This window comes from Rhizobium sp. RCC_161_2 (assembly GCF_041355235.1).
Classification (GTDB): domain Bacteria; phylum Pseudomonadota; class Alphaproteobacteria; order Rhizobiales; family Rhizobiaceae; genus Rhizobium.
In genome coordinates this window covers 35,342-49,098 of record NZ_JBFUPL010000007.1, presented here as the reverse complement: position 1 = coordinate 49,098, position 13,757 = coordinate 35,342, and the positions used below count along the sequence as shown (strand labels likewise).

The window sequence follows — 13,757 nt, the reverse complement described above, 5'->3', positions numbered from 1 at the left end:
AAGACGGTGACGTGCTTGATAATCTTGGGAAGACTCATCACATATGTGGTTTGGGTTTATCTCATGATAATCAAGATCTTACGGGAATAGCCCGCCGCCCTGCTTTGTATCAACAGGAGGCTACAATGTTAAATGAAGCCCTTCGGCTGATCCGTGTTTTTCATGACATTAAGCAGAGCGAGGCAGCATACAAGCTTGGAATCTCGAAATCCTATTTGTCGGAGATTGAAAAGGGTCGCAAAGCGCCCTCTCTCGACTTACTGAGAAAATATGAGGCAACTTTCGACATTCCGGCCTCATCCATCATGTTCTTTTCTGAAAATCTTGGAAAATCAGCGGTTAAGGAGAAAGCCCGGACGCTCGTCGCGTCGAAGATCATTAGCATAATGAAATTTATGGAAGAGCGCTCGGAGCGGACCAATGAGCAGTGATCATAAGGTTTACCCGCTTGACCAGTCGCCGTTGTTCAAACTAACGACCAAGAAGCGACTAGCTGCGCTTCTAGCGCTTTCTATTGGCGAGATGCAGTTGCTAGCAAAAGATGCCAATGCGCTCTACTCGGAATTTGATGTACTGAAAAAATCAGGCGGTGTACGAGGAGTGGAGAGCCCACATCATCGGCTTAAGACGGTTCAGGCGAGAATTGCCAATCTCTTGAGTCGGATTGCCCCACCGGACTATCTGTTTTGCCCCGTAAAGGGGCGTTGTTATGTGAAAAATGCTGCTGAACACCTGGGGCAACGTGTCGTGCATTGCCTCGATATTAGGAAGTATTTCCCAAGTACTCCTTCACGCCGCATTTATTGGTTTTTCTTTAGTATCATGCAGTGCGAAAAAGATGTCGCGAGTATTCTAGCCAACCTAGCAACCTATCAAGGGCACTTGCCGACCGGCAGTCCGCTGAGTCCTATAATGGCATTTTTTGCGTATTCCGACGTTTGGGAAATTATTGCGGGCTACTGCGAGGTACATGGCTATCGCCTTACAATTTATATAGATGATGTCACAATCTCCGGTGCGTCGCTATCTCCAAGCGTGCTCTGGGATGTCAAACGCGCGATCCATGGCGCTGGTCTGCAATATCATAAAGAACGGCACTTTGTGGATCGACCCGCGGAGATTACGGGAGTAATCGTACATCGTGAACAGCTTTTGGTTCCCAATCGCCAGCTCAAGAAACTTCGTGAGACTGAACGAGATCTGAAGCAGCCCCATTCAGATATTCATAGGAAAAAGCTTCTCGAGAGACTCGCTGGACTTAGAGCACAAACATCGCAGATTGCGACCGCACGGCATGCGTGAGATCCCAATACGCGCCGGGGTCGCTTGGTAGCAAAAATCCCGCCAACGTCGCCTTTAGGCTCGACTCTTTTGCGATTTCGTGTCACTCCGCTGCCATGAACCCCGATATCAAAATTTGCGGTCTGAAAACACCGGAAGCTATGGATCGTGCGCTTGAGCGCGGCGCCACGCATGTCGGTTTTATCTTCTTTGAAAAAAGCCCCCGCTATATAGAGCCCGATCGTGCCGGAAAGCTTGCCGAGCGCGCTCGCGGCAAGGCGAAGATCGTCGCGGTAACTGTCAATCCGACCAATGACGATCTCGATGAGATCATCTCGCTGGTGCGTCCGGATATTCTCCAGCTTCATGGCAATGAAAGCCCGGAGCGTGTGCTGACGATCAAAGCGGTCTATAATCTGCCGGTCATGAAGGCCATGTCGGTGCGTGACGCCGACGATCTGAAGCGGGTCGAAGCCTATATCGGTATTGCCGACCGCTTCCTGTTCGACGCCAAGCCGCCGGCTGGTTCGGAGTTGCCGGGCGGAAACGGCGTGTCCTTCGACTGGAGCCTGATGAGCTGGCTCGACGATCGCGTCGACTACATGCTGTCCGGCGGCGTGAACAAGGACAATTTCGCCCAGGCACTGGCATCCACCAGGGCCACGGGCATCGATCTCTCCTCTGGCGTCGAAAGCGCGCCGGGTGTGAAGGATCCGAAGAAGATCGACGAATTTTTCGACGCTGTTGCAGAAGCATGCCTGCCGGAACCGGCAGCAGGGAGTTAAGAGTGAACCAGACGCCAAAGCTGAATTCCTTCCGCGCCGGTCCCGATGAGGATGGCCGTTTCGGTATTTATGGTGGCCGCTTCGTCGCTGAGACGTTGATGCCGCTGATCCTGGACCTGCAGGAAGAATGGGAAAAGGCGAAGAATGATCCGGCCTTCCAGGCGGAGCTGAAGTCGCTTGGCACCCATTATATCGGCCGCCCGAGCCCGCTTTATTTCGCCGAGCGCCTGACGGCCGAGCTTGGCGGCGCCAAGATCTATTTCAAGCGTGAAGAGCTGAACCATACCGGCTCGCACAAGATCAACAATTGCATCGGCCAGATCCTGCTTGCCAAGCGCATGGGCAAGACCCGCATCATCGCCGAGACCGGCGCCGGCCAGCATGGTGTTGCCTCGGCGACCGTTGCCGCCCGTTTCGGACTGCCCTGCGTCGTCTACATGGGCGCGACCGATGTCGAGCGTCAGGCTCCGAACGTTTTCCGCATGAAGCTCCTTGGCGCCGAGGTCATTCCGGTAACGGCCGGCAGCGGCACGCTGAAGGACGCCATGAACGAGGCCCTTCGCGATTGGGTCACCAATGTCGATGATACCTATTACCTGATCGGCACGGCCGCCGGCCCGCATCCCTATCCGGAAATGGTTCGCGATTTTCAGGCCGTGATCGGCACGGAAGCCAAGCAGCAGATGCTGGAAGCCGAGGGACGCCTGCCGGATCTCGTCATCGCTGCGGTTGGCGGCGGTTCGAACGCGATCGGCATCTTCCATCCCTTCCTCGATGATGAGAGCGTCAAGATCGTCGGCGTCGAAGCCGGAGGCAAGGGCCTGCAGGGCGACGAGCATTGCGCCTCGATCACCGCCGGTTCGCCCGGCGTGCTGCACGGCAACCGCACCTACCTGCTGCAGGACGGCGATGGCCAGATCAAGGAGGGACATTCGATTTCGGCTGGCCTCGACTATCCCGGCATCGGCCCGGAACATTCCTGGCTGAACGATATCGGCCGCGCCGAATATGTGCCGATCATGGACCATGAAGCGCTGGAAGCTTTCCAGACGCTGACGCGGCTTGAAGGCATCATTCCGGCGCTGGAGCCGAGCCACGCGCTCGCCGAGGTTATCAAGCGCGCGCCGAAGATGGGCAAGGACGAGATCATCCTGATGAATCTCTCCGGTCGCGGCGACAAGGACATCTTCACCGTCGGCAAGATTTTGGGAATGTGAGTTAGACATCATGACCGCACGTATGGACAAACGCTTCGCCGCTCTGAAGGCTGAAGGCCGCCCGGCGCTCGTCACCTATTTCATGGGTGGCGATCCCGACTACGACACCTCGCTCGGCATCATGAAGGCGCTGCCCGAAGCCGGCGCCGACGTCATCGAGCTCGGCATGCCCTTTTCCGATCCCATGGCCGACGGCCCGGCGATCCAGCTCGCCGGCCAGCGCGCGCTGAAGGCCGGCCAGACGCTGAAGAAGACGCTGCAACTCGCCGCCGATTTCCGCAAGACGGACGTCGATACGCCGATCGTGCTGATGGGCTACTACAATCCCATCTATATCTATGGCGTCGAGACCTTCCTTGATGACGCGATCGCCGCCGGTATCGACGGCCTGATCGTCGTCGATCTGCCGCCGGAAATGGATGACGAGCTTTGCATCCCGGCGATCCGCAAGGACATCAATTTCATCCGCCTGGCGACACCGACCACCGATGACAAGCGCCTGCCGACCGTGCTGAAAAATACATCCGGTTTCGTCTATTATGTCTCGATGAACGGCATCACCGGTTCGGCCCTGCCGGATCCGTCGCTGGTCTCCGGTGCCGTCAAGCGCATCAAGCAGCATACCGATCTGCCGGTCTGCGTCGGCTTCGGCGTCAAGACGGCCGAGCATGCGAAGGTCATTGGCGCCTCCGCGGATGGCGTCGTCGTCGGCACAGCGATCGTCAACCAGATCGCCACCAGCCTGACCAAGGACGGAAAGGCCAGCGCCGACACCATTCAGGCCGTTGCGACGTTGGTGCGCGGCCTGTCGACGGGAACGCGCTCCTCGCGCCTTGTTGCCGCCGAATAGTTTCCCACATAAGCACAGGCCTTCAATCGGAAGAGATTGAAGAAATGGCTTATGCGCAGTAGGTGTCGACTACGATATCGATTAATTCAGTCGATCAGGAGTTTGCGAATTGAACTGGATCACCAATTACGTCCGCCCGCGGATCAATTCCATGCTGGGCCGCCGCGAAGTGCCGGAAAATCTCTGGATCAAGTGCCCGGAGACCGGCGAGATGGTCTTCCACAAGGATCTGGAAGACAATAAGTGGGTCATTCCCGCCTCCGGCTTCCATATGAAGATGCCGGCCAAGGCTCGTCTTGCCGATCTTTTCGACAAGGGCGAATACGAAGCCCTGCAGCAGCCGAAGGTCGCGCAGGACCCGCTGAAGTTCCGCGACTCGAAGAAATACACCGACCGCCTTAAGGACAGCCGCGTCAAGACCGATCAGGAAGACACGATCGTCGCCGGCGTCGGCAAGGTTCGCGGCTTGAAGCTCGTGGCAGTGGTGCATGAGTTCAATTTCATGGGCGGCTCGCTCGGCATTGCCGCAGGTGAAGCTATCGTCAAGGCGTTCGAACGCGCCATTGCCGAGAAGTGCCCGCTGGTGATGTTCCCGGCTTCGGGCGGCGCCCGTATGCAGGAAGGCATTCTGTCGCTGATGCAGCTGCCGCGCACCACGGTTGCCGTCGACATGATGAAGGAAGCCGGCCAGCCCTATATCGTCGTCCTGACCAACCCGACCACGGGGGGCGTCACCGCCTCCTACGCCATGCTCGGCGATGTCCACCTGGCGGAGCCGGGCGCGGAAATCTGCTTTGCTGGCAAGCGCGTCATCGAACAGACGATCCGCGAAAAGCTGCCGGAAGGCTTCCAGACCTCGGAATATCTGCTCGAGCACGGCATGGTCGACATGGTCGTCAAGCGCCATGATATCCCCGATACCCTGGCGACGCTTCTGAAGATCCTGACCAAGGCTCCGGCAAATGACGTGTCCGCGAAGAGCCTGAACGGTGCGGCTGTGCCGCTGGTGGCGAACGGCTGACCTGAACATACGGCCGAAAGGCGGAGGTGCGGGATGACGGCGATGGATCAATCCGCGGTAAGCGAGGCAGCGCAGGAGATCGACAAGCTGATGGGGCTGCACCCCAAGGGCTACGATCTCTCGCTGGACAGGATCACTCGCCTTCTCGACATCCTCGGCAATCCGCAAAACAAGTTGCCGCCGGTGATCCATGTCGCCGGCACCAACGGCAAGGGCTCGGTGACGGCCTTCTGCCGCGCGCTTCTTGAAGCGGGCGGCTACAGCGTGCATGTCCATACCTCGCCGCATCTCGTCAACTGGCATGAGCGCTACCGCATCGGCGTCAAGGGCGGCCGTGGCGAGCTGGTTGATGACGCGGTCTTTGCCGAAGTGCTGCGGCGCATCGCCGATGCCAATGGCGGCGAGAAGATCACGGTTTTCGAAATCCTGACGGCGGCCACCTTCACCCTGTTTGCCGAGCATCCGGCCGATGCCGCCGTCATCGAAGTCGGCCTCGGCGGCCGTTTCGACGCTACCAATGTCATTTCCGATCCGGCTGTTTCGGTAATCATGCCGATCTCGCTCGATCACCAGCCCTATCTCGGAGACCGGGTCGAGCTGATCGCCGCCGAAAAGGCGGGGATCATGAAGGTCGGCCGACCTGTCGTTATCGGCCATCAGGACTATGATGCGGCGCTCGACGTGCTGATATCGACGGCCGAGCGCCTGCGCTGCCCGACCGCCGTCTTCGGCCAGGATTTTTCGGCCCATGAGGAATATGGCCGGCTCGTCTATCAGGACGAATTCGGCCTTGGCGATCTGCCGCTGCCGCGCCTGCCGGGCCGGCATCAATATGGCAACGCCGCCGCCGCCATCCGCGCCGTCAAGGCCGCGGGCTTTACCGTCACCGAGGCGATGATGGAAAAGGCGATGATCTCGGTCGAATGGCCGGGCCGCCTGCAGCGCCTGACGGAGGGCGAGCTGTTACAGCATGCTCCGGAAGGTGCGGAAATCTGGGTCGATGGTGGTCACAATCCCGGTGCCGGCGAGGTTATCGCCGAAGCCATGGCCAGTTTCGAGGAGCGTCAGCCGCGTCCGCTGTTCCTGATCATCGGCATGATCAACACCAAGGATCCCGTCGGCTATTTCAAGGCCTTCACCGGTCTGGCGGAAAAGGTCTATTGCGTACCGATCCGCGGCAGCGAGTCGATGATCGACCCGGTTATCCTGGCCAATTCGGCCTATGACGCCGGTCTTGTGGCCGAGCCGATGTCCACGGTCCGCCAGGCGTTGGACGAAATCAGGGAACTGGCCGTGCCCAACATGCCGGCTCCGCGCATCCTGATCGGCGGCTCGCTCTATCTCGTCGGCGATGTCCTTGCCGACAATGGCACGCCGCCGAAGTAACGAATATTCCCAATCAAAAAGCCCGGACGAGCCGGGCTTTTTGAATCATTCAGTCGATACCTGATCAGGCAGCGGCAGCGCCTTTAATCCAGCTTTCCAGAGCCGATTTCGGAGCGGCGCCAACCTTGATGTCGGCGACTTCGCCAGCCTTGAACATGGCAAGCGTCGGGATCGAGCGAACGCCGAACTGGGCAGCCAGTTCCGGGTTCTCATCGATGTTGAGCTTGGCGACCTTTACCTTGCCTTCGAACTGCTCGGAGAGCTCTTCGAGAGAGGGGGCGATCATCTTGCACGGGCCACACCATTCGGCCCAGAAATCAACGATGACAGGCTCTGCGGACTGAAGAACTTCGGAGGCGAAGTTGGCGTTATCGACTTTTACGGTAGCCATAGGCTGCTCCTTTATCAGGATTTGCGGTTGCTAGATATGTGAGCGTGTCGCCCTTTAATTTCAATATGTGGTATTTCACTTTGTCTTGAGCTCTGCAAGCGTCAATGCAAGCGCCCCGCCGGAGAGCGTATAGATCGAGGCATTCTCGGTATAAACGAGCACGCAATCGATGCGCTTGCCTGGATAGAGTGGCGAGAGGATCTCACGATAGATGGCAAGCTGCGCTCGGTGGGCAAAAGGAATCTGCTCGGCTGAGCGCGGCGGCACGCGGTTGGTCTTATAGTCGAGGATGACGACGCGGTCGTCGAGTACGGTCAGCCGGTCGATGCGGCCGGAGACGGCATAGGCCTGATCATCGAGCGTCAGCGTGCCCATGATCGAGACTTCGGCCTGGGCATGGGCGCTGAAAACGCCCTGTAGTTCCGGGTGTGACAGCAGCGCCAGGACGGAGCCGATCAGCGCATCGCGCTCGACCTGCGGCCAGAAGCGTGCGGCCCGTTCGGCATAGCGCCGTGCTGCCTCGGCGCGATCCGCCGACGCGATCTCGGGCAATGTCTGCAACATGCGGTGGATGAAGCGGCCCTTTTCCAGTGAGCGATCCGATTTCGCCTTCTCGGTGAACAGCGGCGAGGCGACCAGCAGATTGTCGGCCTCGTCGTCGATGACGGTGCCGGCGCCGGAAGGGCTGAGCGGCCGGGGCAGGTTTCGCAGCGGTGGCAGCGGCCGGCTGAGCCCGGCAGGCAGCGCTCCGCGATCGACGGTCGTTTCCGCCTGTTCCATGCGCTCGAAACTGCGCTCGACCTGGGAAACGCGCCAGCTCAACCCCTGCCACTCGCCATCCGGCCCCGAGAAGCTGACGGGTGTGCAGCGTTCGCCGTCCTGCCGCAGCGCCGCGGAAATCATGGCGTGCCATGTATCGGCATTCTCACGGATGCCACGATAGCCGCAGATGATCAACCGGTCGGCGGCGCGGGTCATGCCGACATAGAGCAGGCGGCGATATTCCTCTTCCGTCAGCGATTGCAGCCTGGCGGTATCGGTCTGCGTCAATGAATTGGCCAGTGCCGAGACCGGCACCCAGACCGGTAGCGGGATGTCTTGTTTGCCGGTCTCGATCAGCCGCATCTTCGGCAGATGCGTATGGGTAAAGGCCTTGCCGCCGCCGTCGACGAGGAAGACGATTGGCGCCTCCAGGCCCTTGGAGGCGTGCACGGTCATGATCCGCACCTCGTTGCGGCCCTTGTCCTGCTCGCGCTTCACCGTCGGCGCTTCCAGCTCCAGCGTCGAGACGAAGGATTGCAGGCCCGGCAGGCCGGAGGTCTCGTGGTCGAGCGTGAAGGTCAGGAATTCGTCGAGAATATCGCTGACCTCGGTGCCGAGCCGCGCCAGAAACTGCCGCCGGCCGCCGAAACTGCCGAGCACGCGGGCGTAGAAATCATGCACGGACAGGCTTTTCGAAAAGGCGAGAAAGGTTTTCAGCCGGTCGACCGCATATCGGAACCGCTCATTGCCATCATCGGCGAATTTCTGCAGGTGGCTCCATACGCTTTCATTGCTGTCGCGAAGGGCCGCGACAGCAAAGACGTCGTCTTCGCCGAGATCGAACAGCGGGCTTTTCAAAAGAGCCGACAGCGACAGGTCGTCTTCCGGCAGCAGCAGGAAACGGCCGAGTGCCAGAAGATCCTGAATGGCGATATGGCTGGTCAGCACCAGCCGATCGGCGCCGGCGACGGGGATATTGTTGCGCCGCTTCAGCGCCCGCGTCAGCGCATTGACGAAGCTGTCGCGCTTGCGCACCAGGACGAGGATGTCGCCTGCCTCGATGAAACGGGCCTTGCCCTTGTCGATGATCGTCTCGCGGCCGATGAGATTGCCGATCGTCTGCGCCATGCGCCGCGCCAGGATCGCGGCCGGCGCGCTTTCCGGTGTCGAATCGAAGGGGGCGGTCCAGTCCTCTTCCTTCGCCGCCGGCTCCGGTGCGATCATCTCCCAGAGATCGACGGCGCCGGGATGGCCGATGCGGCTGGAGCGGTGCACGACAGGTTCGTCGACAGCGCTCAGCCCCCGGGCATTCTCCGGCGCAGTGAAGACATGGTCGACGGCGGCAAGCACATCGGCGGTCGAGCGGAAGGAGAGCGGCAGGCGGATCGAGGAAAACTGCTGGCCGCTAGTCGCCACCCGCCGTCGCGTCCGGTCACTCTCCTCGGAGAAGCGTTCGGGCCGCGCGCCCTGGAAGGAATAGATCGACTGTTTCTCATCGCCGACCGCGAAGATGGTCCTGAGCGTCTGCCGCGCGCTTTCGCCTGAGAAGAAATCCTCCGCCAGCGACCGGATAACGCTCCATTGGATCGGGCTGGTATCCTGCGCCTCGTCGACGAGAATATGGTCGATGCCCTGGTCCAGCTTGTAGTGAATCCAGGGGCCGACATCCTTCTTGGTCAGAAGATCGGCGGTGCGGGTGATCAGATCTTCGAAGTCGAGCTGGCTGCGGCGTTTCTTCAGCTCTTCATAGTCGCGGTTCAGCCGATCGGCCAGAACAAGTGCTGCGCGGGTGGCGCGGTACATCCGCATCAGCTTCAACCTGTCGCGGCAGGCGACAACATGGGCGCGGGCGGCGGCTACCGCTTCGGCAAGCGCGGGCGCATCCGCCAGCATCGCCTTGACGAAGAACTGGCTGTCGGATTTCGGCTCGCCCTTGCCCGTCAGCATCACCCTTTCGAGGATTTCCGCGCGGGCGACCGGGTTTTCTTCCCGTTTGGCGAGGCGCAGCCCGTAGGCAACCTCTTGCGCCTTCGCGCCGCCCTTCTGGTCGGCAAGCGTGAGATAAAGCTCCAGCGTCGCGCCGGAAAGGCCAGGCAGCGGCCAATATTGCTCCGCGATGCCGGCTTCCGTGTCATCGGCGGAAAGACCGAGCCGGGCGAGCAGCGCGGCGTCGATGCCGCCTTTCCGCTCGGCATCCGTGGTAAAGCGGCGGATGGCGTTGCGGTTGGCGACGATATCGCCAAGCAGCGTCTCCAGGCCGGATTCGTCCCCGAGATCCAGCACGTAGGAAAAGGCGTCCGCAAGTTCGGCATCCCGCTGCGGCGTGGTCGCCGCCAGCAACGACCGGCGGGCATCCTCCAGCAGGGTCGCGGCGGCGCGGTCGTCGAGAACGGAGAAATGCCCGGCGACATTGGCCTCCAGCGGAAATTGATGCAGCAGCGCCTCGCAGAAGGCGTGGATCGTCTGGATCTTCAGCCCGCCCGGCGTTTCCAGCGCCTTGGCGAAGAGCCGACGCGCCTCGGCGAGCTTGAAAAGATCCGGTTCAGCGCCTTCGATCTCGGTAATCCGCGCTTTCAGCTCCTCATCCGACAAGGTTGCCCAGGCGGCCAGCCGGTCGAAGACGCGGTTCGACATTTCGGAAGCGGCGGCCTTGGTATAGGTCAGGCAGAGAATGGCCGAGGGACGCGCGCTGGCGAGCAGCAGGCGGATGACGCGCTGCGTCAGCACATGCGTCTTGCCGGAACCGGCATTGGCCGAGACCCAGGCGGAACGCTCGGGGTCGGAGGCGATCGATTGCTGCACCGTCGTCCAGCCGATCCAGGCACCGGCATCGTTGCTCTCGGGCAGGGCGGCCATTTCGCTTACGGGAAGGTCACTCATCGCCGCCGCCCTCCTGTTCGGTCTCCGCCGTCGACCATTCCGAGACGCGGGCGAGGTGATCGTAATCGCCGCCATATTCGAACTGTTGCGCCGGGATCAGCCGCGAGGAGAAGCCCTTTTCGCCGGATTGCAGCAGGGCGACGAATTTGACGAGTTGGTCCATCGACTCCTGCGCCAGGTCCAGAGCCGATTTTGTTTCGGTCTTGCCGCCACGGCTGGAAAGCTCGTTGTTGACCTGATCGACCTTGAAGCGGTCGCCGGGCCTCAACCGCACATAAAGCAGATTTTCCGGGACGAGCGCGTCGATATCGCGGAAGGCACCGGCTTTCAGCGCATAGGCTTCCAGCGCCAATTGCGGATCGAGCAGCGTGCGGGCTTGCGCCGGCGAGGGATTGTAGCCGGTCTTGTAGTCGATGATATCAGCGGCCTTGCCACCCTTGAAGTCGATGCGGTCGGCGACACCGGTCAGCCGGATGCCGATCGGCTCGATCTGGACGCCAGCCGGCACTTCCGTTGCCGTCTTGCGGATCTCAGGCCGCCGCTCCGCTTCCCAAACGAGGAAGGCACGCGCCACTTCGCGAAAACGCGGCCGCCAGACGCTGTCGATATGCACGGGCAGTTGTTCGGCGTCGAAAAGCTCGGTGACGATACGGTCCATAGCCAGCGATGCATCCGGCGTCCCGGCGACATGGCCTTCGCGGATAAAGCGGTCGATGATCTTGTGATAGAGCGTACCGCGCTCGGCTGGGCCGGGATCGCGGTTGAAGGGGTCGATCGGGTCGAGCCGCAGCACGCGCCGGGCGTAGATCGCATAGGGGTCGCGACGCAGACGGCCGACCTCGCTGAAGGAATAGCTCTTCGGCTGCAACTCGGCGGGTGGTCTTGGTGCTGGTCTTTGCGCCGGGGCCTGGTTCTCGCCCTGATCGATCATCCCGGCCCAATGACGATATTGATCGCCGCGCGTCTTCAATTCGCTGGCAAAAGCCTTGCCGCCCAGCGCCATCAGCCGCTGCAGCCAGCGCGAGGCCACGGTCGGCGTCGAGCCTTGGCGCAATGCCCGCGAATAGATCAGGTCGCGCGTGCCGTTTGCCATTTCGAAATCGTGGGCGAGTTGGCCAATGCGCCGCTCGGGCGGCTCCAGGCCGATCTCGGTCTTCATGGTGCGGGAAATAAAGGGGTTGTTGGCCGTCTGCCCCGGCCAGGATCCCTCGTTCAGGCCGCCGAGGATCAGTGTATCGACGCTTTGCAGACGGGCTTCCAGCGTGCCGAAGATGAACAGGCGCGGATGGCTCAAGGCGCGTGGCTTGACCGCTTGGCCCGCACAAAGCGCTGCCATTATATCGATCCATTGCGGTCCGTCCGCTTCGAGCTGCCCGTCAGTATCGATGATTTCCTTCAGCAGGCTGGCGAGCGTATCGCCGGCCTCGCCGGACCAGAGTGCTGCCAGACTGCCGCGCTCGTCCGTGGCGACGGCTTCCAGCGCCCGGCCGGTGCGTTCTGCCCATTCGGAAAGGGTGGGGAGGCCGTCAGGTGATTGCTGCGAAAGCGCGGATGCCAACGGCTCGCATGCCCTGGTGACTTGGCGTGCCAGGTCTCGCGCCCGGTCCACCGCCTCTGGGGGCAGGGACTTGCGCCATTGTGGCGCGTGGCGGTTCTTCGCCTGCTCGGCAAGCTGCCGGTCGAGCAGGGGTTCCAGCGCACCGATGTCGACATCGGCGATGCCGCCTCTGAGCGCCAGGATTTCCAGCGCGTCGACGCCGAGCTGCAATACATCCTGCGGAAGGCCGAAGCGGGCGAGGGGATGCTTGAGCAGCGATACGATGGCGACTGGATCGCCGGGGCGAAGCGTCGCTTCGAGCAGCAATTGCAAGAGCGCGCCCTGCGGCGTCGCGGTCAGTGGCGTGCCTGCCGAATCGTCGGCGGTGATGCCGAAGCGCGCCAGCTCCGCCGTCACCCGTCGCGCCAGATTACGGTCTGGCGTGATCAACGCCGCCTGGCTTTCGCCGCCATCCCGCCCGGGCTTTTCCAGCGCCAGACGCAAGGCGATCGCAATCGCCGTCGCCTCCTCGCGCTCGTTGGCTGCCTCGATCAGGGCGACATCGGCAAAGGATTTGCTGATTGCGTCAGGGGCAAGCGTTTGCTGCCACGCCCCCCAGCCGCTCGTCGCTTTCGCGGGCGCCAGGGCACGCGACAGGATCTCAGCGCGCATCTGCATGTCCTCGGTCGCCTCAGCAACGGTTTCGACATCGCTCCGGGGCGTGTGCAGCCGCTTCAACAGCAGCGACAGGCCATATTGCGAATGGCTGCGCGTGGTCGGATCGACCCTTTCGCCGACACCGGTTTCCGGCGCCACAAGCTGCCAATCCGCTTCCGGCATCGACAGATCGAGCCCCGGCAGGACGATAACCCCCTGCGGCAGGGAGGCGACGGCGGCGATCAGCTCAGCCGTTGCCGGCACCGAACCGGTCGAGCCGGCGATGATGATCGGACCGGCATGCTGCATGGTGGCGATCCGCTGCGCCTCGGCACGCAGAATGGCGTTGCGGTGCCGGGCGGGCGAGGATTTGCCGAGTTCCTCCAGCCGCGCCGGCCAGAAGGCGCTGGCGATCTGCAGGAATTCGGCGGTCAACTGCCACCAGAGCGCATGATCCTCGGCGCTGAGATCGGCAAGGGCCGCCCAATCGCGATCCTCGGTTTCGATGGAATCGATCAGTTCTGCAAGGTTGCGGGCAAGCCAGATCGCATCGGCCGGGCTTGCGGGCGCAACCAGCGGCGAATCCGAATGAATGTCGCGGACGATCTGCGGCAGTTTGTTGCGCCAGGCAAGGATCAGCCGCGCCAGTTCCAGCAGGCGGGCGGTATTGGCGAGAGGCTGTGCCAGATCCACGGTTGCCGACAGCGTTTCCTCGAAATAACCGCTGTCGTCATCGGTTTCTCCGAGCGGACGGATCACCGGCAGGATGGCGGAGCGACCGCCGAGCAGATCGACGAATTCCGAGCGCAGCACGCGCGCCGCGCGCCGTGTCGGCAGGAAGATGGTGACCTTCGCGAGCGACAGCGGATCGCTCGGATCATGACGGAAATGCTCGGTCAGCCGGCCGTCACAAAGGGCGCTGGCAAGAGTCTTCAGGAAAGGCAGGCCCGCCGGGATCGTCAGGATGCGTTGCCGGTGGCCGCCCGTCAT

10 protein-coding genes are annotated in these 13,757 nt (G+C 61.5%); 7 read left to right on the top strand and 3 right to left on the bottom strand.

The genetic code is table 11. The annotated features are described in order from the left end of the window. The first annotated feature begins 11 nt into the window (after positions 1–11). The 7 genes from AB6803_RS18660 (at position 12) to AB6803_RS18630 (ending at position 6,540) form a co-directional block, all read left to right on the top strand. Positions 12–431, top strand: a complete 420-nt coding sequence (locus tag AB6803_RS18660; RefSeq protein WP_371110295.1) for a helix-turn-helix transcriptional regulator — start codon at positions 12–14, stop codon at positions 429–431. Further along, on the top strand, positions 421–1,302 hold the full coding sequence (locus AB6803_RS18655; protein ID WP_371110294.1) for a reverse transcriptase family protein: 882 nt from the start codon (positions 421–423) through the stop codon (positions 1,300–1,302). The genes AB6803_RS18660 and AB6803_RS18655 overlap by 11 nt, the downstream gene beginning before the upstream one ends. A gap of 95 nt (positions 1,303–1,397) precedes the next feature. Further along, positions 1,398–2,066: a phosphoribosylanthranilate isomerase gene (locus tag AB6803_RS18650; protein ID WP_371110293.1), complete on the top strand. Its 669-nt coding sequence runs from the start codon at positions 1,398–1,400 to the stop codon at positions 2,064–2,066. Between the two features lie 2 nt (positions 2,067–2,068). Continuing rightward, the gene (gene trpB, locus AB6803_RS18645) at positions 2,069–3,283 is read left to right on the top strand and encodes a tryptophan synthase subunit beta (RefSeq protein WP_065663689.1); all 1,215 of its coding nucleotides are present in this window, start codon (positions 2,069–2,071) and stop codon (positions 3,281–3,283) included. 10 nt (positions 3,284–3,293) lie between these two features. Then, positions 3,294–4,133 carry a tryptophan synthase subunit alpha gene (gene trpA, locus AB6803_RS18640; protein ID WP_371110292.1) on the top strand — a complete coding sequence of 280 codons (840 nt, stop codon included), beginning with the start codon at positions 3,294–3,296 and terminating at the stop codon, positions 4,131–4,133. 109 nt (positions 4,134–4,242) lie between these two features. Next, entirely contained in the window at positions 4,243–5,154 is a 912-nt protein-coding gene (gene accD, locus AB6803_RS18635; protein WP_371110291.1) for an acetyl-CoA carboxylase, carboxyltransferase subunit beta, read from the top strand. 33 nt (positions 5,155–5,187) lie between these two features. After that, positions 5,188–6,540 carry a folylpolyglutamate synthase/dihydrofolate synthase family protein gene (locus AB6803_RS18630; RefSeq protein ID WP_371110290.1) on the top strand — a complete coding sequence of 451 codons (1,353 nt, stop codon included), beginning with the start codon at positions 5,188–5,190 and terminating at the stop codon, positions 6,538–6,540. Between the two features lie 64 nt (positions 6,541–6,604). Here the strand turns inward: AB6803_RS18630 and trxA are convergent, their stop codons facing one another. The 3 genes from trxA to addB form a co-directional block, all read right to left on the bottom strand. Next, a complete protein-coding gene (gene trxA, locus AB6803_RS18625) occupies positions 6,605–6,931 on the bottom strand; it encodes a thioredoxin (RefSeq protein ID WP_007698608.1) in 327 nt (108 codons plus the stop codon). Positions 6,932–7,006: 75 nt separating this feature from the next. Beyond that, a complete protein-coding gene (gene addA, locus AB6803_RS18620; RefSeq protein ID WP_371110289.1) occupies positions 7,007–10,573 on the bottom strand; it encodes a double-strand break repair helicase AddA in 3,567 nt (1,188 codons plus the stop codon). Next, a complete protein-coding gene (gene addB, locus AB6803_RS18615) occupies positions 10,566–13,757 on the bottom strand; it encodes a double-strand break repair protein AddB (protein WP_371110288.1) in 3,192 nt (1,063 codons plus the stop codon). The genes addA and addB overlap by 8 nt, the downstream gene beginning before the upstream one ends.

What these genes read in the sequence shown, in the direction of transcription:
- addB (WP_371110288.1), bottom strand. Translation starts at nt 13,757, where the DNA reads ATGACGGGCGGCCACCGGCAACGCATCCTGACGATCCCGGCGGGCCTG.
- AB6803_RS18650 (WP_371110293.1), top strand. Translation starts at nt 1,398, where the DNA reads ATGAACCCCGATATCAAAATTTGCGGTCTGAAAACACCGGAAGCTATG.
- addA (WP_371110289.1), bottom strand. Translation starts at nt 10,573, where the DNA reads ATGAGTGACCTTCCCGTAAGCGAAATGGCCGCCCTGCCCGAGAGCAAC.
- trxA (WP_007698608.1), bottom strand. Translation starts at nt 6,931, where the DNA reads ATGGCTACCGTAAAAGTCGATAACGCCAACTTCGCCTCCGAAGTTCTT.
- AB6803_RS18630 (WP_371110290.1), top strand. Translation starts at nt 5,188, where the DNA reads ATGACGGCGATGGATCAATCCGCGGTAAGCGAGGCAGCGCAGGAGATC.
- AB6803_RS18655 (WP_371110294.1), top strand. Translation starts at nt 421, where the DNA reads ATGAGCAGTGATCATAAGGTTTACCCGCTTGACCAGTCGCCGTTGTTC.
- trpA (WP_371110292.1), top strand. Translation starts at nt 3,294, where the DNA reads ATGACCGCACGTATGGACAAACGCTTCGCCGCTCTGAAGGCTGAAGGC.